Origin of the sequence: Paraburkholderia aromaticivorans, from assembly GCF_012689525.1 — a bacterium.
Lineage (GTDB): Bacteria > Pseudomonadota > Gammaproteobacteria > Burkholderiales > Burkholderiaceae > Paraburkholderia > Paraburkholderia aromaticivorans_A.
In genome coordinates this window covers 1,125,785-1,143,116 of record NZ_CP051515.1, presented here as the reverse complement: position 1 = coordinate 1,143,116, position 17,332 = coordinate 1,125,785, and the positions used below count along the sequence as shown (strand labels likewise).

Below are 17,332 nucleotides of genomic sequence, written 5' to 3'. Positions count from 1 at the left end.
GTGCAGATTGCTCCGTAGAGGACATGGCGATCGTTCAAACCGATGGATCGGCCCTCGCCGCGCGACGATTTCGTTGGCGTCGGCACGTTGACCTTTCGCAACCCACGTTGTACACAACATGGCATGGACGCAAGCGTTTCAGGAAGGCACCGATGAGCCGCCCCTTTTGCACGATTGGTCATTCCAACCGTCCGTTGCCCGAATTCGTGAGTCTGCTGAAGGAGGCGGAAGTCGCGACGCTGATCGATGTGCGCAGCATTCCACGCTCACGCACCAATCCGCAGTTCAATCAGGACACGCTGCCGGATGCGCTCGCGCCGGAACACATCGATTACGTGCATCTCGCAGATCTGGGTGGGCGCCGCAGCAGGCGCAAAGACGATGCATCGTCGCTCAACGCGTACTGGACCCATCCGGCGTTCCGCAATTACGCGGACTATGCGATGAGCGACGCTTTCCGCGATGGCCTGGCGCAGCTGCTCGCGCTCGGCCATCAGCGCCGCTGCGCGATCATGTGCGCGGAGGCGGTCTGGTGGCGCTGCCACCGGCGTATCATCACGGATTACCTGCTGCTGCACGGCGAGACCGTACTGCACATCATGGACGCGCGTCACACGACCGTTGCGACGATGACACCGGGCGCGCAACCTCAACCCGACGGCACGTTGATCTATCCGGCTCAAACCACGACCTGAACCGGCACACAACGCGACTGCCCGTCAGCCGTTTTGCACGATTGCATGACTGCCACTACACAACCCACGTCGCTCGATATCCTTCTTCGCGAGATTCGCGCCTGCACACTCTGCTCGGCGGTGCTGCCGCACGCTCCACGGCCGGTGCTGGCGGCATCCGAGCAGGCGCGCATTCTGATCATCGGCCAGGCGCCGGGCGCGCGGGTTCATGCGTCTGGCGTTCCGTGGAGCGACGCGAGCGGTGCGCGGTTGCGCGCGTGGCTCGACGTCGACGACACCACGTTCTACGACACGTCGAAATTCGCCGTCGTGCCAATCGGCTTCTGTTTTCCAGGCCGCGGCCCGAGCGGTGATTTGCCGCCGCGCCCCGAGTGCGCCGCCCGCTGGCATAAGGAATTGCTCGCGCACATGTCGTCGGTCCGGCTCACGCTGCTGGTCGGACAATACGCGCAGCGATTCGGACTGGGCAAGGCATTCGGACCGACCCTGACGGACACGCTCGTCCGGTGGCGCGAATTCGGCCCACAGGTCGTGCCGCTGCCGCATCCGTCGCCGCGCAACATTGCCTGGTTCAAACGCAATCCGTGGTTCGATGCGAGCGTTTTGCCGACATTGCGCGAGCGAGTCGCGGCGGCATTGGCGACCCCTGCCGCGTGAAAATTTGCGGTGATCGGCAGGTCACAATAAGCTGCCGGACGAGTTCCCACATCAAGTATTTCGCGCCGCACCGTTGCGACGCTGCGCGGCCAGATCGCGACCGACGCGGCGGATCTCGGCCTCGCCCTGCGCAAGCGCGTCTGGGTTCGTATGCACCGAGTAGTGGCCGAGCACCAGCGGATACGGATGCTTGATAGCGGAGCCGATGACGAACGACGTCGCGTCCTCGGCGTGCAACTCAATGGGCGCCTCGTCCGATTCCTCGAACACGGCGAGTTGCCCCGCCTCGATCGGCTCGGACGCGTTCAAGCGGCCCTTGTCGATCGCGAGCCACGCGACGTTGTGCCCGGCGGGCGGCACATATCGCCACGTCTCTCCAGCGCTCAGTTGAACGTGAAAGTAGTTGATGCCTTCAGGCGCGCGAATCTCACTCGCCGCAGATCCGTGGCGACCGAGAATCACGCGGACGGGTCCATCGCGCTGGACCAGGGCCGGCGAAATGTACTGGCTTTCCGGCGGCGAATTCTCCAGCGAGGGCAGTAGCGCAACCCAGAGTTGAAAGAGGCGTACGGTTTCGCCAGGCAAGACGTTTCCGTCGTGCCAGACACCATTGCCCGCCTTCATCCATTCGAGGCCGCCGGCGTGAAGTTCTCCATGCTTGCCGGTCGTGTCCGCATAGGAGATGCCGCCACTCAGCACGGTGGTGAGTGTTGCGATGCCCGAGTGCGGGTGGAACCCAAACATCGGCTTGCCGGTCGGCACAACCACGGCGTGATCGAGGAACACAAAAGGCTTGATCAATTCTCCGATATCGGAAGGACTGGCCAGACGAGTAATGCCGCCGTGCGCACTGCCGCCGGTGCGAAAAGCAATCCGGCGCGGCGCCAGCATGGTTTCCTGAATCGGGTTGAGTACGGCTGTGTCGATGTTCATGGCTCTGCCTCAAGAAAAACGCGATGCCCGTAAGATAAGAGCTTGCACGCCATCTTAAAAGCCTATATTTTTAGATTTCACATATCGCCTGGAGCGATGGATATGCTTGACGGCGTGACCCTGGACCAGCTTCGGACCTTCATCGCGGCAGTCGATGAAGGCAGCTTCTCAGCGGCCGGACGCAAGCTCCGGCGCGCGCAATCAGTGGTCAGCCAGACCCTCTCGAATCTCGAGGCACAGCTCGGGGTGAAACTGTTCGATCGCACGGCCCGTTACCCGCAACTCACCGACGCCGGCAAGAGCTTGCTGCTCGACGCCCGTTCCGTGGCGGATACGATTGATGGCTTCAAGGCGCGAGCACGCGCGATGCGAGAAGGTCTGGAGCCCGAGCTCGCGGTGGCGATGGACGTGATGTACCCCATGGACAGCCTGACGAGCGCGGCGGCTCAATCGCAAAAGGATTATCCGCACACGCCGCTGCGGCTCTATGTCGAGGCACTGGGTGGCGTGATGAAGCTGGTGCTCGATCGGGTTTGCAACATCGGCGTGATCGGCACCCTGCCGATCGTTACGGACGAACTGCAGGTCGAACTGTTGCGCGAGCTCGAGCTGGTCACCGTCGTGAGCCCCTCTCATCCGCTGGCAAATCGCCGAGGCCTTGTGTCGGCGGCCGCAATCAAAAAGCACGTGCAACTGGTCCTCAGCGACCGGACCGCACTGTCCGAAGGACGCGAATTCGGTGTCCTGACCGCCTCGACGTGGAGGCTCGCGGATCTGGGGGCCAAGCACGCCTTTCTGAAGGCGGGACTGGGCTGGGGCCATATGCCTCTGCACATGGTCAAGGAGGATCTCGACAGTGGCGCCCTGGTCACGATTCGCATTGAAGGCCTGCCGCGCGAAGTCGTGATGCCGATGAAGGTTGTTTACCGCAAGGACGCGCCGCCGGGGCCGGCTGCCCGCGCCTTCATCGCACAACTGGGGAAGTAGGTTAATTACGGCGATCTGGTCTGAACTGAATTTGCGTCGGTGGAGTGCAAAAAAGGGAATTAGCCCGCGTCCACCATCACCAGTTCGGAATCTTCGAGGGCGGCAATCTGCGCCGCGGCGACTTTCGTGATCGCCACGCCGTCCAGCGGCCCGACGGGCTCGCCATTCACCTCGATGCGTCCCGAGGCCACGACGAGATAGGCACGACGCGCCGGACCCAACTCGTGTCGAACGCTTTCGCCTGCCTTGAGCATTGCGCCAAGCACACGCGCATCGGCGCGAATGGGAAGCGCGCCTTCATCGCGAGCGAACCCGCTGGCAAGGACTACAAAGCGCCCTGACCGGTCGCTTTTGGGAAACGGCCTGGTATCCCATGCGGGTTCACGACCGGCTTCACGAGGCAGCAGCCAGATCTGGTAAAGCTTGAGCGGCACCTCACCCTTGTTGAACTCGGCGTGGCGTATGCCCGTGCCGGCGCTCATGACCTGGACATCGCCCGCGTGGATCGTTCCCTCGGATCCCAGGGTGTCTCGATGCCCGAGCAGGCCCTGGCGCACATACGTGATGATCTCCATGTCGCGGTGCCCGTGCAGGGGGAACCCGCTGCCAACCGCGATCTCGTCATCGTTCCAGACAATCAGGGGACCTAGGGCGGCGTGTGCGGGATTGCCGTCGGCGCTGACCACGAAGTGATGTTTCGCGCGCAGCCAGCCGCGCTCTGCCCCGTCCAATGATTCCCAACGTCTGTGTATAAGCATGTCTTTTTCCGTTTCGCGCCACGGTCAATGCGGCGCGTGTCGCCAATGTCGTACGACGCTCCTATCCAGGTCAATTCGATATCCAGACCGGTACCGGCCAGGCGGGAATCCGCCTGGCCGTCTCATTCACGCGTCGATGGTGCAAACCTGAATGACGCTCAGGCAAACAGCTTGTTTGCCGTGCGGGCGATCAGTTCGCCCTGGTGGCGAGCACCGGCAAGCTCGATAGCGCTCGGCTGACGCTGACCTTGTCCACCGGCAATGGTCGTGGCGCCATACGGAGAGCCGCCGACGATCTCGTCCAACGTCATCTGCCCCTGATGGCTATACGGCAGGCCGACGATGGTCATGCCGAAGTGCAGGAGGTTGGTGATAATCGAAAACAGCGTCGCCTCCTGTCCGCCGTGCTGGCTGGCGGTCGAAGTGAAGGCACCGCCGACCTTGCCGTTCAATGCGCCGCTCATCCACAAGCCGCCGGCCTGATCCAGAAACACCGCCATCTGCGACGAGATGCGCCCGAAACGGGTCGGCGTGCCGACGACGATCGCGTCGTAGTTGGCGAGCTCGGCGATCGTTGCAACCGGCGCTTGCTGGTCGAGCTTGAAGTGGGCGGCTTTGGCGACTTCCTCCGGCGCGGTCTCAGGCACCCGCTTGACGTCGACCGTAGCGCCCGCCGAGCGCGCACCTTCGGCGACGGCATCCGCCAACGCTTCGACATGACCATACGAGGAATAGTATAGAACCAGAACTTTCGACATTTCGATCTCCTTCCTATATCTGCGGTGATGCCACTGGGGGAAATGATGTGCGCCCGACAACGCGCACTGTGTTACTGCGAGGTGCCCATTCATGTGAGACGATCCGGCCGGCCAGGCGGTCGTCTCAGCGGATCCGTCCTGTTAGCTCGCGCTCAGAGGTGAACGGCCCGAAGCTGTCCGCGCGGAGCGCGCGTCCAGGCTGAACGCGCCGGCACCGAAGTAGGTGATCTGCAGAAGACCACCGGCCATCATCACGTTCTTGAGAAAGTGAATCATCTGGTTTTGATCGGCGAAGTTGTGGTGAAAGAACAATGCAGTGACCACGCAGAATACCGCCATCGCCAGCGATACGGCGCGAGCCCTGTAGCCCGACAGCAGCAGCAGGCCGCCGCCCAGTTCGGTCAGCACGGCAACAACAAACGCAAGCGGCGGCACCGGCAGACCCATGGCGGCAATATAGCCGACTGTCGCAGCATACGCTCCCAGCTTGCCAAGCCCGCTCATGACAAACGGCGCCCCGATCAAGATGCGGCCCAACAACGGAAGAAACCTATAACGATCCATGACAATCTCCTGAAGTGAAATGACGACCGACATGAATGCTACGTCCGCAATGTTGATGCGCATATCTCCGTGTCGACAATGTATCGTTGCTTCTGGTAGAACGATGGGAATGAATCACGGTTTCCCGATGGACCAGATCACTCGTCTAAGCGATCTTCGGTTCCTCGCTGAGGTGGTGGAGTATGGAAACTACATAGCGGCCAGGCACAGCCAGTGTCGATCCGTCCTTGCGCGTGTGGGGCACTTCGATCCGCGAGATAACCAAGTCGTCAAAGGCCCAACTTAAAGCCCCCGATGAACCCAATCACCGACCTCAATGATCTTCGACTTTTCGCGGAAGTCGTCGAGCACGGAAGTTTCACGGCAGCGGCCCGCAGCCTCGGCGTACAAACGTCGAAACTCAGCCGCCGTGTTCGCGCACTGGAGGAAGAGCTTAGCGTTCGTCTGCTAAATCGCACCAGCAGGAGCCTGTCCCTGACGGAAACCGGGCGACGCTTCCACCAGCATTGCCTCGCCCTGGTCGCGGAGTCGAAGGCCGCCAGGGATTTCGTGGACCAGACGCGCTCAAAGCCGCAGGGCACCATACGGATAAGCTGCCCCGTGGCACTGCTGACCTCCGGCATCTCCGCGATCATTGCGCAGTATGTCCAGGACAACCCGCAAGTGCAGGTCCTGGTCGATGCAACCAACCGCCGCGTGGATGTGGTCGAGGAAGGTCTGGACTTCGCCATCCGGGTCCGGCTTCCCCCTTTGGAAGACACCGATCTCGCCGTCCGGCAATTAGGCTTATCCGTTCAGATTCTGGTCGCCAGTCCGGATCTGGCGGCGCGCCATCCGGTGCCCAAGTCGCTTGAATCGCTGAAGGAATGGCCCACTCTTGCCATGTCCAGCAGGAGCGAGCGGTTTGCGTGGAACCTGGTGGACGCCGAGGGTCGCACGACGTCATGGGCGCATCTACCTCGTCTGGCGACCGACGACCTAGCGAGCTTGCGGGTTGCCGCCTTGCAAGGCGTCGGCGTGGCGATGCTGCCTCGCGAACTGGTCGACGCCGATATTCAGGCCGGCCGGTTGCAGCACTTGCTGGCGGGTCTGGCTACGACGCCTGGCCTCGTGCACGCGATCTTCCCCACGCGCCGCGGCATGGTTCCGGCCGTCCGGCATCTACTGGACGCCCTGGTTTCGGGATTCGAAGAACTGAACCGGAAGTGATCGTGAGCGCGTAACTGCACGAGGCTTCGCGGATGGCCTCACGTCGATATAACCCGCCCAATAAGTATCGCCTCCGACGATAGATCGCATCGAAAGCTATAGGCTTCTTTTCCGACACGCCAACGCTTACTCTTCCCGCCATCCTCCTTGACGCTTGGCCCATCAGGAACAGTTCATGCAAAACGTCCGTGCCGGTAACGCGGCCATTCCGGCCATAGGCTTTGGCACCTACGGGATGAATGGCGACGACATCCATCGAATGATCCCCGCCGCCCTTCGTGCTGGCTTCCGCCATATCGACACCGCGCAGATCTACCGTAACGAAGTCGAGATCGGCGAGTGCGTCGCCGAATCCGGCATCCCCAGAAACGAAATATTTCTCACGACCAAGGTCTGGGTCAGCAACTACTCCGCAAGACACTTCGATGCGTCCGTGAACGAGAGTCTACGCAAGCTCAAGACGGACCATATCGACTTGCTCCTGCTGCACTGGCCGGGATCGGATGTGCCCTTGGCCGAACAGGTCGCGGGACTCAATGCGGCCGTGCGCGCCGGCAAGGTCCGGCACATAGGCGTCAGCAATTTCAACCGTGCACTGATGACGGAAGCTATCCGGCTTTCGGCGGCTCCGCTGGTCACGAATCAGTTCGAATACCATCCGTACCTGAACCAATCCTTGCTCATCGAAAGCACGCGTCAAGCTGGGCTTGCCGTGACAGGCTATTGCGGCATGGCGATTGGCCGCGTGTTTTCCGACCCAACGCTCAAGGAGATCGCGGCCCGTCATGACAAAACCATCGCCCAGATCGTCTTACGGTGGCTTGTTCAACAGCCCGGCGTTGTGGCGCTTTCGAAAACCACGCGGATCGATCGGTTGGCACAAAACATGGCGGTATTCGACTTCGAGTTAGATGGTGCCGACATGGCGGCCATCCACGCATTGGCGACGGCGAATAGCCGGATCGTAGATCCGCCGGGTCTTGCCCCGCCGTGGGATAGCACGGGAGCTTGACGACCGGGTCTGCGGCGCGATACCGGAAACGCAATGGCGTGATCAATCATCATTCCCCGCTGCGCAAGCCCGCTTTGTCGAGCATTCTCGATGGCCGCCGCGATGATCCGTTTGAGCGGGTTTACCCCTCAGCGAAACCGGCTGACCTCCAGACCGGAACCCACCGGCAACGATAGACTCGTCATGCCCGGCTTCGCGCGAACCGCGCGCATATAGCGCAACGCATTCTCGCCGCCTGGCCGAATCATGTTGTCGGCGACGATAATCGCGCCCGCATTGAGCTTCGGATAAAACGCGTCGAGACACGGCACGTAGAGATCTTTCCAAAGATCGATGAAGACGAAATCCGGCTTGATCGGCATATCCTCGATCAGGGCGACCGCATTGCCGACCTTGAAATCGACATAAGAAGCAACGCCGGCGCGGCCCGCCATCTCGCGTGCGTAGGCCGATTTGTCGTCGTGCAATTCCATGGTGGTCACACGGCCGCGCGCCGCTCGCGCGGCTTGCGCGGTTGCCGGGTGCGGTTGCGCGCAAGCTGGCTGTATCGACTGCTGTGGATCATCGTTCCCCTCTCGTGTTGATTGGCCTGCGCCAACGCGAAATCGCTGGAGCGAGTGTAGCCAGCGAGCTTCGCCGCAAAACGGTCGAATACCGGGGACAAAGAGGGAGCCGATTACAAAAAGCTTCCGCAGACGTATTCAGTTTCTGCTCGACGCAGCCTATTGAGTCGCGCCATTTCACCGCAAATGCCGGTTTTCCCACATACCGACAGCTTACGACTTGTCATCCTGATGGCTCAGGCGTGTGTATGGCGGGAGATGGCTATGTCGGTCTATGTCGATGAAGGGTTCAGGCCCTGTGTGACGGAATGCGCGACGGTCGCGTTCCGGGTGTGCTGTGATGATCGCGCGCAGATTTTCGAGGTCAGCGCCGAGGCACTTGTGACCTTTTGCGGCGCGGCGAGCAAACGCAAGGAAGATCTGCTCGTCGCATTCGAGGATGCGCAGTTCGAGATCCTGTCGGTCGCGGCGCAGAAATGGGCATTCAGACCGACAGAGCCGGTGCGTCTCGGCCTCGACGAATTCCGACTGGTCAGACATTAAAACAACAGGTATGCCAGAATCGCATCATGACCTGGATCGCCGCCCTGCCAATGTATAACGTCACGCCCGCGCTCGACCTCGAGTGGCGCGAGTGGCTCGCCGACGTGCTGCGCATGGTCAAGCCCGCGTGCCGCATCGTCGAACCGGACGAGGAATTGCACGGCTTCTGGCGGCGTCCCAATCTATTGATCTCGCAGACCTGCGGTTATCCGTTCATGCATGGTCTGCAGGAACAGGTTCAACTGGTCGCGACGCCGCGCTTCGACGCACCGGGCTGCGAAGGCGCGCATTATTCGAGCGTGCTGGTGACGCGCGCGGACGCGCAGTTCGAGACGCTCGCGGCCTGCCACGGCGCGCGCGCCGCCTACAATCAGGACGATTCGAATAGCGGCATGAACGTATTTCGCCACGCCGTGGCGCCGTTCTCGCGCGCCGGCATGTTCTTTAGCTCAGTGTTGCGAACCGGCTCGCATCTCGGCTCGTTGCGCGCGGTGGCGGAAAATCGCGCGGACGTCGCCGCGATCGATTGCGTGACGTTCGCTTTCGTGTGCGATGAAATGCCGGAACTGGCCCGGCAGGTTCGCCGGATCGGCACGACGGCGCCCTCGCCGGGTCTGCCTTTAATTGCCTCCGACACGGTGCCCTCAGCGACGATCGAGGCACTGCGCGAAGCGCTGAACGAGGCGCTCGTGACCCAGCCCGAGCGCGCGAAACGTCTGCGTTTGCAGGGCTTTTCCGTGTTGCCGCCCTCGGACTACGAACGCATCGAGCAACTCGAAAACGAAGCGCGCGCCGTCGGCTATACGCGCCTCGCCTGAGGCCTGAGCCGCGGATTTACTGCGGCTGCACGTCCAGCACCAGAAGCTGCGCGCCGTCGGCAACCTGATCGCCGACCGAGTACAGCACTTCCGACACCGTACCGGCCGTCGGCGCACCGATGGTGTGCTCCATCTTCATCGCTTCCATCACGATCAGCGGCGTACCCTTCTCCACCACGGTGCCCGGTTCGACCAGCACCGCGATCACCTTGCCCGGCATCGGCGCGGTCAAGCGGCCTTCGCCGCCTTCGGCATCCGCGGCATGCGCGAGCAGGTTCTGCCATTCGAACGACAGCGCTTCGCCAAGGCAAAACACATGGAACGTGTCGCCGTCGACGAACACACGGCCCGTTGCGCGCGCATCGCCGATCGTCGCGCGGTATTCATGCGGACCGCTGCCGTCCGACCAGCTAAAGTTCGCGCGCACGCCGTCGTGTTCGAGCGTTTGCGCGCCGCCGTCGCGCGCGAACGTGACGGTGAAGGTGCTTTCGCTGTCGTTACCCGCGCTGCCGCTGTCCAGATCGCGCCAGCCGAGCGTCTGCGTGTAGCCGCCGTTCAGGCGCCAGTGCGACAGCGCATCCCACGGCGACGCGCCGTGCGCCGTGCCGCCCTCGCGCTTGAGCAACGCCGCGCAAGCCAACGCCAACGCTTCCTTGAACGGCTTCTTGCGCGGCGCGAACAAGGCGTCGTGATGACGCTCGATCAAGCCCGTGTCGAGATCGCCCGTCGCAAACGGCTCGCTCGTGACGATGCTTTGCAGGAACTCGACGTTGGTGTGCGGGCCGACCACCTCGCAGGCATGCAACGCGCGGCTCAGACGCGCGAGCGCCTCTTCACGCGTCGCGCCGTGCACGATCAGCTTGGCGATCATCGGATCGTAGAACGGTGTGATCGTGTCGCCTTCACGCACGCCGCTGTCGATACGCACCGGCGCCTTGCGTCCCGGCTCGCCGAGACCGGCCGCGTCGAGAGCGAACTCCACGCCTTCCGGCATGCGCAGATGCTTGAGCGTGCCCGTCGACGGCAGGAAGCCGCGCGCCGGATGTTCGGCATAGATACGCGCCTCGATCGCGTGACCGTCGATCTTCAGCTGTTCCTGCGTGAGCGGCAGCGGTTCGTCGGCGGCGACGCGCAGTTGCCATTCCACCAGGTCCTGGCCGGTCACCATCTCCGTGACCGGGTGTTCGACCTGCAGGCGCGTGTTCATTTCCATGAAGTAGAAGTCGCCCGTGCCGGTCATGATGAACTCGACCGTGCCCGCGCCGACGTAATTCACCGCACGCGCGGCGGCGACCGCCGCCTCGCCCATTTCGCGCTTGATTTCAGCGGCCAATCCGGGCGCCGGCGCCTCCTCCAGCACTTTCTGGTGACGCCGCTGCACCGAGCAATCGCGATCGAACAGATAGACCGCGCCGCCGTGACGATCCGCGAACACTTGCACTTCCACGTGACGCGGCCGCGTCAGATATTTTTCGATCAGCACGCGATCATTGCCGAAGCTGCTCGCCGCTTCCCGCTTGCACGAAGCGAGTGCCGCCGCGAAATCCTCGCTGCGTTCCACCACGCGCATGCCCTTGCCGCCGCCGCCCGCGCTCGCTTTGAGCAGCACCGGATAACCGATCGCATCCGCCTCGCGGTGCAACAGTTGCGCATCCTGATCGTCGCCGTGATAACCCGGCACGAGCGGCACGGCGGCTGTATGCATCAGCGCCTTCGCGGCGGCCTTCGAACCCATCGCGGCGATGGCTTCGACCGGCGGTCCGATGAAGACGATGCCGGCCGCCTCGCACGCCTGCGCGAAGTCCTCGTTTTCCGACAGAAAGCCGTAGCCCGGATGCACCGCCTGCGCGCCAGTGGCGCGCGCGGCTTCGATAATGCGTTCGACGCGCAGATAGCTCTCCGCCGCCGTCGAGCCGCCGATGTGCACCGCCTCATCGCACGCGGCCACGTGTTTGGCGTTGGCGTCCGCATCGGAATAGACGGCCACGCTCGCGATGCCGAGCCGCTTGCAGGTCGCGGCGACGCGGCACGCAATCTCGCCCCGGTTGGCAATCAGGATCTTGTTGAACATGAAGTGTCTCGATGAAGTGAGCCGTTTTTTTCGGGGCTGTTGTTCTGATCAAGGCGCGGCGGGCGCCCTGGAATAGATGCTTCAGTTGCGCCAGGCCGGTGTGCGTTTTTCGAGGAACGACGCGACGCCTTCACGGCCTTCCGCGCCGGCACGCGTACGCGCGATGCGCGCCGCCGTGTCCTCGATCATCGCGTCGTTCAACTCATGGCCCGCAATGTCCTGCACGAGTTGCTTGCATGCGCGCACTGCCTGCGGGCCGTTGGCGCAAAGCGTGTCGGCAATCTGCCGCACGGTGGCGTCGAGTTGCTCCATGCCGACGGCTTCGCTGACGAGCCCGAGACGCAATGCCGTCGCGCAATCGAATTGCTCGGCGGTCGTGAAATAGCGGCGCGATGCCTGCTCGCCCAGCGCGCGAATCACGTACGGCGCGATAGTGGCGGGAATCAGACCGAGACGCGCTTCCGAGAGGCAGAAGCGCGCGCTTTCGACGGCCACCACGATGTCGCACGCCGAGATCAAACCCATGCCGCCCGCGTACGCGTCGCCGTTCACGCGCGCGATCACCGGCTTGTTGCAGCGATAGATCGACGACAGCATGTTCGCCAGCAGCATCGCGTCGGCGCGGTTCTCGTCGTCCGAGTAGCCGGCCATCTTCTTCATCCAGTTCAGATCCGCGCCCGCGCAGAACGCCTTGCCGTTCGCGGCGAGCACCACCGCGCGCACGTCGTCGCGATCGTTCAACGCCGTGAAGGCCGAGGTCACTTCCGCGATCATCGTTTCGTTGAACGCGTTGCGCACGTCCGGACGATTCAGCGTGATCGTCGCGATCGGTCCGGCGAATTCGACATTCAATGTTTCGTATTGCATCGTCGCTGCTCCCGCGCTTCGTTGCGCATCGTCACATTCTGAACACGCCGAAACGCGTGTCTTCGATCGGTGCGTTCATCGTGGCCGACAAGCCGAGACCGAGCACATCGCGCGTTTGCGCCGGATCGATCACGCCGTCGTCCCACAGACGCGCGCTCGCGTAGTACGGGTGGCCCTGATGTTCGTATTGATCGCGGATCGGCTGCTTGAACGCCTCTTCTTCTTCGGCGCTCCACGAGCCGCCCTTGCCTTCGATGCCGTCGCGCTTGACCGTAGCCAGCACCGACGCCGCCTGTTCGCCGCCCATCACCGAGATGCGCGCGTTCGGCCACATCCACAGGAAGCGCGGCGAATACGCACGGCCGCACATGCCGTAGTTGCCCGCACCGAACGACCCGCCGATGATCACCGTGAACTTCGGCACCTTGGCCGTGGCCACCGCCGTCACCATCTTCGCGCCGTTACGCGCGATGCCTTCGTTTTCGTATTTGCGGCCCACCATGAAGCCGGTGATGTTCTGCAGGAACACGAGCGGAATCTTGCGCTGGCAGCACAGCTCGATGAAGTGCGCGCCCTTGAGCGCCGACTCCGAAAACAGAATGCCGTTGTTCGCGATGATGCCGACCGGATGCCCCCAGATATGCGCGAAGCCCGTGACGAGCGTGGTGCCGTAGCGCGCCTTGAATTCGTCGAACGCGGAATCGTCGACGATACGCGCGATCACCTCGCGAATATCGAACGGCTTGCGGGTATCCACGGGAATCACGCCATACATGCTCTTCACGTCGTAGCGCGGCGGCTTCGGTTCCTGCAACGCGACCGGCACCTGCTTGCTGCGATTCAGATTGCCGACGATGCTGCGCGCGATCCCCAGCGCATGCGCGTCGTTCTGCGCGAGATGATCGACCACGCCCGACAGACGCGTATGCACGTCGCCGCCGCCGAGGTCTTCCGCGCTCACCACTTCGCCAGTCGCGGCTTTCACCAAAGGCGGACCGCCGAGAAAAATCGTCCCCTGATTCTTGACGATGATCGACTCGTCGCTCATAGCGGGCACATACGCGCCGCCTGCCGTGCACGACCCCATCACAACAGCGATTTGCGGAATGCCTGCCGCCGACAGATTCGCCTGGTTAAAGAAGATGCGGCCGAAGTGATCGCGGTCCGGGAACACGTCGTCCTGGTTCGGCAGATTCGCGCCGCCCGAGTCGACCAGATAGACGCACGGCAAGTGATTTTCAGCGGCGATTTCCTGGGCCCGTACGTGCTTCTTCACCGTGACCGGATAGTAGGTGCCACCTTTGACCGTTGCATCGTTGCAGACGATCACACACTCCTGCCCGGCGATCCGGCCGATACCCGTGATCACCCCCGCGCCCGGCGCATCGTTGTGATACATGCCGTAGGCTGCGAGTTGCGAGAACTCGAGAAACGGTGTGCCCGGATCGAGCAGTTTCTCGATGCGCTCGCGCGGCAGCAGTTTGCCGCGGCCCGTGTGTTTGTCGCGCGCCGCCTGACCGCCGCCCAGCGCGAGCTTCTCGACTTTCGCGCGAAGGTCGGCGACCAGCGCTTCGAGCGCCGTCGCGTTGGCGCGGAAGTCGTCCGAGCGCGGATTCAGCTTTGATTCGATGATCGGCATTACGTGGCTCTCCTGTTCGCCGCTTCTTATTCGCTTCGGGCCGTTGCGCTCATGCCGTTTCGGCGAACAACTCGCGGCCGATCAGCATGCGGCGGATTTCGCTCGTACCGGCGCCGATTTCATAGAGCTTCGCATCGCGCCACAAACGGCCGACCGGATACTCGTTGATATAGCCATTGCCGCCGAGAATCTGGATCGCCTCGCCCGCCATCCACGTGGCTTTTTCCGCCGTGTAGAGAATCACGCCCGCGCAGTCTTTACGCACCTGGCGCACATGTGCCGTGCCGAGCGTATCGAGTTGACGGCCCACCGCGTAGAGGTACGCGCGGCACGCCTGCAACGTGGTGTAGAGATCGGCCACCTTGCCTTGAATGAGCTGGAATTCGCCGATCGACTGGCCGAACTGCTTGCGGTCGTGGATATACGGCACGACCGCGTCCATGACTGCCACCATGATGCCGGTCGGGCCGCCCGCGAGCACGGCGCGTTCGTAGTCGAGACCGCTCATCAGCACCTTCGCGCCGCCGTTCAACTGGCCCAGAATGTTTTCTTCCGGCACTTCCACGTCCTGGAACACCAGTTCGCCGGTATGCGAGCCGCGCATGCCGAGCTTGTCGAGCTTCTGCGCAACGGAGAAACCCTTCATGCCCTTCTCGACGATAAACGCCGTAATACCGCGCGAATTCGCTTCGGGATCGGTTTTGGCGTAGACGACCAGCGTGTCGCAATCCGGGCCGTTGGTGATCCACATCTTGGTGCCGTTGAGCACGTAGTGGTCGCCCTTCTTCTCGGCGCGCAGCTTCATGCTGACCACGTCCGAGCCCGCGTTCGGCTCGCTCATGGCGAGTGCGCCGATGTGTTCACCCGACACGAGCTTCGGCAGATACTTCTGTTTTTGCGCTTCCGTGCCGTTGCGATGAATCTGGTTGACGCACAGATTCGAATGCGCGCCGTACGAGAGACCGACCGAGGCCGATGCGCGCGAGATTTCCTCCATGGCGATCATGTGCGCCGTGTAGCCCATGTTCGCGCCGCCGTATTCTTCCGAGACCGTCATGCCGAGCACGCCCAGATCGCCGAACTTGCGCCACAGGTCCATGGGAAACTGATCCGTGCGATCGATTTCCGCGGCGCGCGGGGCGATTTCTTTGGCGGCGAATCCCGCAATGCTGTCGCGCAGCATTGCGATTTCTTCGCCGAGCGGGAATTGCAAACCGGGCAGGTTGCTCATTGCAGTGTCTCCAGAGTTCGTTGGCGGCCGGCCTGGGTAGGCGCCGGCGGTTCCGGTTGCGGCTCAGCGGACGGCGGCAGCCTTGTGGGCCGCCTCAGTCGTCCCGCACGAGGCGCGAAACGTTCAAGGCGCATTTCACGCTAGATTTACGTAAGCGTCAATAGGTATTTTTGAGTGTTACTCAGAAACTGAAGCGCTTGCCTACAAAGCCGTTATGACGTGATAGCATCGCAGTCATCGGGCTCATTCCGCACCTACACGGGCCGAACGAGCCTCACAAATCTGAACTGGACTCATATGACGGTTGCCACGAAGGCCGAGTTACCCGCCTCGCGCCGCCAGCCGGCCGGGCGCAAGTCGCAGCAACGCGTGAAGGAGATCCTTCAGGCGGGGCGCGACGTGTTCTCCGAAAAGGGCTACGAGCGCGCGACCACCGCCGAAATCGCGCAGCGCCTCGGCATTTCCGAGGCGACCGTGTTCAGCTACTTCCGCGGCAAACGCGAGTTATGCGCGCGGGTGATCGGCGACTGGTACGACGAGATCATCGAAGCCATCGAGTCCGGCTTGCCGCGCGACGGCAATGTGCGCCAGCAGTTTGCGTTCATCGTTCGCACGCACTTGCGGTTAATGCTGGTGAACGGCACGGATCTTTGCGCGCTGGTGTTGTCCGAAGGTCGGGCGCGGCATCATGAACTGAGCGAGGCGCTGACGGAGTTGCAGCGCCGCTATACCGCGCCGTTGATGCGCGTGCTGGCGCAAGGCCAGGAGAGCGGGCAGATTCGTGCCGACATGCCATTGCGCCTGTTGCGCTCGATGGTGTTCGGGCCGATGGAGCATGTGCTGTGGGACGCCACGCTCGCGAACCGGCATATCGATATCGATGCGACGGCGGATCAGTTGATCGACGTGTTGTGGGCCGCGCTAACGCCACCGGATCTCGCGGTAAGCGCGTTGCAGCAGTTCAGGGTGGAAGTGGCGGAGGCGAACCGGCGGTTTGAAGAGGCTGCGCGGGGCGTAACGGATACGTCCACTCGCGGCAGCGAATAGCCGCCGCGATTTCGTAGCCGCGCGCCTCTGTTCCGCGGCAAAAAAACGGCTAATCTACTGCTTCCCGGGCGAAGTCAGATGGAGAAGCCAAGTGCCGAAAGAAGCAGCCGCGAAGACCGCAAAAACCTCGAACATCCGCGTCGGCATAGGCGGCTGGACCTACGCGCCCTGGCGCGGCACTTTCTACCCGTCCGACCTCACGCAAAGCCGCGAACTCGAATACGCGAGCAAGAACCTCACATCGATTGAAATCAACGGCACGTTTTACGGTTTGCAAAAACCGGCGAGCTACGAAAAGTGGTATCAGGAAACCCCGGATGATTTCGTCTTTTCGCTGAAGGCGCCGCGTTACGCGACCAACAGAAAAGTCCTCGCCGACGCGGGCGAAACGATCGAACGCTTCTTCGGCAGCGGCGTGCTGCTGCTCAAACAGAAGCTCGGCGCGGTCAACTGGCAATTCGCGACCACCAAGAAATTCGACAAGGAAGACTTCGAAGCCTTTCTGAAGTTACTGCCGGCCAGTATCGAAGGCCAGAAGCTCAGGCATGCGATCGAAGTTCGCAACGACACCTTCAAGACGCCGGACTTCATCGCGCTGGCCCGCAAATATAAAGTCGCCGTCGTGCTGGCCGGCGACAGCGAGTACCCGCAGATCGCGGATATCACGGCGCCCTTCGTGTACGCCCGCATCATGGGCACCACGGACAAACAGGCCAAAGGCTATTCGACCAAAGCGCTCGACGCATGGGCAGAACGCGCGCGGCAACTGGCGGCGGGCACCACACCGGACGACCTTGAAACCTCCGCGGAAGCTCCGGCAAAAACCGCCGCGCGCGACGTCTACCTCTACGTGATCAGCGGCTTCAAGGAACGCAATCCGGCGGCCGCCATGGCGCTGATCAAACGTCTCTGACACGCGCCTCCCGGCCGCATCGCGCGAGTGTCATAATCCCGGCAGCGAAGACAGGCACAATCGACGC

18 protein-coding genes are annotated in these 17,332 nt (G+C 62.5%); 9 read left to right on the top strand and 9 right to left on the bottom strand.

Features of this window, described 5'->3' with window-relative positions:
* Positions 1-152: 152 nt before the first annotated feature.
* Complete coding sequence (locus HF916_RS17025) at positions 153-695, top strand: DUF488 domain-containing protein (protein ID WP_168790047.1); 543 nt, start codon at positions 153-155, stop codon at positions 693-695.
* A gap of 45 nt (positions 696-740) precedes the next feature.
* Positions 741-1,352, top strand: a complete 612-nt coding sequence (locus HF916_RS17020; protein ID WP_168790046.1) for a uracil-DNA glycosylase family protein — start codon at positions 741-743, stop codon at positions 1,350-1,352.
* A gap of 51 nt (positions 1,353-1,403) precedes the next feature.
* On the opposite strand, the gene HF916_RS17015 is transcribed toward HF916_RS17020, so the two are convergent.
* Positions 1,404-2,285, bottom strand: coding sequence for a pirin family protein (locus tag HF916_RS17015; RefSeq protein ID WP_168790045.1), 882 nt, complete (start codon positions 2,283-2,285; stop codon positions 1,404-1,406).
* A 102-nt stretch (positions 2,286-2,387) separates the two neighbouring features.
* Between HF916_RS17015 and HF916_RS17010 the strand changes: the two genes are divergently transcribed.
* Complete coding sequence (locus HF916_RS17010) at positions 2,388-3,272, top strand: LysR family transcriptional regulator (RefSeq protein ID WP_168790044.1); 885 nt, start codon at positions 2,388-2,390, stop codon at positions 3,270-3,272.
* Positions 3,273-3,331: 59 nt separating this feature from the next.
* Here the strand turns inward: HF916_RS17010 and HF916_RS17005 are convergent, their stop codons facing one another.
* The 3 genes from HF916_RS17005 to HF916_RS16995 form a co-directional block, all read right to left on the bottom strand.
* Entirely contained in the window at positions 3,332-4,030 is a 699-nt protein-coding gene (locus HF916_RS17005) for a pirin family protein (protein ID WP_168790043.1), read from the bottom strand.
* 158 nt (positions 4,031-4,188) lie between these two features.
* Entirely contained in the window at positions 4,189-4,788 is a 600-nt protein-coding gene (gene wrbA, locus HF916_RS17000; RefSeq protein WP_168790042.1) for an NAD(P)H:quinone oxidoreductase, read from the bottom strand.
* A gap of 141 nt (positions 4,789-4,929) precedes the next feature.
* Positions 4,930-5,352: a DoxX family protein gene (locus HF916_RS16995; RefSeq protein ID WP_168792048.1), complete on the bottom strand. Its 423-nt coding sequence runs from the start codon at positions 5,350-5,352 to the stop codon at positions 4,930-4,932.
* Between the two features lie 294 nt (positions 5,353-5,646).
* On the opposite strand from HF916_RS16995, the gene HF916_RS16990 reads away from it, so the two are divergent.
* Both HF916_RS16990 and HF916_RS16985 read left to right on the top strand, forming a co-directional pair.
* Positions 5,647-6,561 carry a LysR family transcriptional regulator gene (locus tag HF916_RS16990; RefSeq protein WP_168790041.1) on the top strand — a complete coding sequence of 305 codons (915 nt, stop codon included), beginning with the start codon at positions 5,647-5,649 and terminating at the stop codon, positions 6,559-6,561.
* Positions 6,562-6,736: 175 nt separating this feature from the next.
* Positions 6,737-7,573, top strand: a complete 837-nt coding sequence (locus HF916_RS16985) for an aldo/keto reductase (RefSeq protein ID WP_168790040.1) — start codon at positions 6,737-6,739, stop codon at positions 7,571-7,573.
* 128 nt (positions 7,574-7,701) lie between these two features.
* Here the strand turns inward: HF916_RS16985 and HF916_RS16980 are convergent, their stop codons facing one another.
* A complete protein-coding gene (locus HF916_RS16980; protein WP_240975657.1) occupies positions 7,702-8,046 on the bottom strand; it encodes an O-methyltransferase in 345 nt (114 codons plus the stop codon).
* A 354-nt stretch (positions 8,047-8,400) separates the two neighbouring features.
* Here HF916_RS16980 and HF916_RS16975 point away from each other — a divergent pair, with 354 nt between their 5' ends.
* Both HF916_RS16975 and HF916_RS16970 read left to right on the top strand, forming a co-directional pair.
* Positions 8,401-8,679, top strand: coding sequence for a DUF1488 family protein (locus HF916_RS16975; protein ID WP_168790039.1), 279 nt, complete (start codon positions 8,401-8,403; stop codon positions 8,677-8,679).
* Positions 8,680-8,705: 26 nt separating this feature from the next.
* Positions 8,706-9,497, top strand: a complete 792-nt coding sequence (locus HF916_RS16970) for a phosphate/phosphite/phosphonate ABC transporter substrate-binding protein (RefSeq protein WP_168790038.1) — start codon at positions 8,706-8,708, stop codon at positions 9,495-9,497.
* A 16-nt stretch (positions 9,498-9,513) separates the two neighbouring features.
* On the opposite strand, the gene HF916_RS16965 is transcribed toward HF916_RS16970, so the two are convergent.
* From HF916_RS16965 to HF916_RS16950, 4 genes are all read right to left on the bottom strand, one after another.
* The gene (locus tag HF916_RS16965) at positions 9,514-11,568 is read right to left on the bottom strand and encodes an acetyl/propionyl/methylcrotonyl-CoA carboxylase subunit alpha (RefSeq protein WP_168790037.1); all 2,055 of its coding nucleotides are present in this window, start codon (positions 11,566-11,568) and stop codon (positions 9,514-9,516) included.
* A gap of 81 nt (positions 11,569-11,649) precedes the next feature.
* A complete protein-coding gene (locus tag HF916_RS16960) occupies positions 11,650-12,435 on the bottom strand; it encodes an enoyl-CoA hydratase/isomerase family protein (RefSeq protein ID WP_168790036.1) in 786 nt (261 codons plus the stop codon).
* Between the two features lie 31 nt (positions 12,436-12,466).
* Entirely contained in the window at positions 12,467-14,074 is a 1,608-nt protein-coding gene (locus HF916_RS16955) for a carboxyl transferase domain-containing protein (RefSeq protein WP_168790035.1), read from the bottom strand.
* 49 nt (positions 14,075-14,123) lie between these two features.
* Positions 14,124-15,305, bottom strand: coding sequence for an isovaleryl-CoA dehydrogenase (locus tag HF916_RS16950; protein ID WP_168790034.1), 1,182 nt, complete (start codon positions 15,303-15,305; stop codon positions 14,124-14,126).
* A 297-nt stretch (positions 15,306-15,602) separates the two neighbouring features.
* Between HF916_RS16950 and HF916_RS16945 the strand changes: the two genes are divergently transcribed.
* Both HF916_RS16945 and HF916_RS16940 read left to right on the top strand, forming a co-directional pair.
* A complete protein-coding gene (locus tag HF916_RS16945) occupies positions 15,603-16,352 on the top strand; it encodes a TetR/AcrR family transcriptional regulator (RefSeq protein WP_168790033.1) in 750 nt (249 codons plus the stop codon).
* 91 nt (positions 16,353-16,443) lie between these two features.
* Complete coding sequence (locus tag HF916_RS16940; protein ID WP_168790032.1) at positions 16,444-17,265, top strand: DUF72 domain-containing protein; 822 nt, start codon at positions 16,444-16,446, stop codon at positions 17,263-17,265.
* The last annotated feature ends 67 nt before the right edge of the window (positions 17,266-17,332 follow it).

What these genes read in the sequence shown, in the direction of transcription:
- HF916_RS16970 (WP_168790038.1), top strand. Translation starts at nt 8,706, where the DNA reads ATGACCTGGATCGCCGCCCTGCCAATGTATAACGTCACGCCCGCGCTC.
- HF916_RS16945 (WP_168790033.1), top strand. Translation starts at nt 15,603, where the DNA reads ATGACGGTTGCCACGAAGGCCGAGTTACCCGCCTCGCGCCGCCAGCCG.
- HF916_RS16990 (WP_168790041.1), top strand. Translation starts at nt 5,647, where the DNA reads ATGAACCCAATCACCGACCTCAATGATCTTCGACTTTTCGCGGAAGTC.
- HF916_RS16955 (WP_168790035.1), bottom strand. Translation starts at nt 14,074, where the DNA reads ATGCCGATCATCGAATCAAAGCTGAATCCGCGCTCGGACGACTTCCGC.
- HF916_RS16985 (WP_168790040.1), top strand. Translation starts at nt 6,737, where the DNA reads ATGCAAAACGTCCGTGCCGGTAACGCGGCCATTCCGGCCATAGGCTTT.
- HF916_RS16980 (WP_240975657.1), bottom strand. Translation starts at nt 8,046, where the DNA reads ATGGAATTGCACGACGACAAATCGGCCTACGCACGCGAGATGGCGGGC.
- HF916_RS16965 (WP_168790037.1), bottom strand. Translation starts at nt 11,568, where the DNA reads ATGTTCAACAAGATCCTGATTGCCAACCGGGGCGAGATTGCGTGCCGC.
- HF916_RS16960 (WP_168790036.1), bottom strand. Translation starts at nt 12,435, where the DNA reads ATGCAATACGAAACATTGAATGTCGAATTCGCCGGACCGATCGCGACG.
- HF916_RS17015 (WP_168790045.1), bottom strand. Translation starts at nt 2,285, where the DNA reads ATGAACATCGACACAGCCGTACTCAACCCGATTCAGGAAACCATGCTG.
- HF916_RS17005 (WP_168790043.1), bottom strand. Translation starts at nt 4,030, where the DNA reads ATGCTTATACACAGACGTTGGGAATCATTGGACGGGGCAGAGCGCGGC.
- HF916_RS17010 (WP_168790044.1), top strand. Translation starts at nt 2,388, where the DNA reads ATGCTTGACGGCGTGACCCTGGACCAGCTTCGGACCTTCATCGCGGCA.
- HF916_RS16975 (WP_168790039.1), top strand. Translation starts at nt 8,401, where the DNA reads ATGTCGGTCTATGTCGATGAAGGGTTCAGGCCCTGTGTGACGGAATGC.
- HF916_RS16950 (WP_168790034.1), bottom strand. Translation starts at nt 15,305, where the DNA reads ATGAGCAACCTGCCCGGTTTGCAATTCCCGCTCGGCGAAGAAATCGCA.
- HF916_RS17020 (WP_168790046.1), top strand. Translation starts at nt 741, where the DNA reads ATGACTGCCACTACACAACCCACGTCGCTCGATATCCTTCTTCGCGAG.
- HF916_RS17025 (WP_168790047.1), top strand. Translation starts at nt 153, where the DNA reads ATGAGCCGCCCCTTTTGCACGATTGGTCATTCCAACCGTCCGTTGCCC.
- wrbA (WP_168790042.1), bottom strand. Translation starts at nt 4,788, where the DNA reads ATGTCGAAAGTTCTGGTTCTATACTATTCCTCGTATGGTCATGTCGAA.
- HF916_RS16995 (WP_168792048.1), bottom strand. Translation starts at nt 5,352, where the DNA reads ATGGATCGTTATAGGTTTCTTCCGTTGTTGGGCCGCATCTTGATCGGG.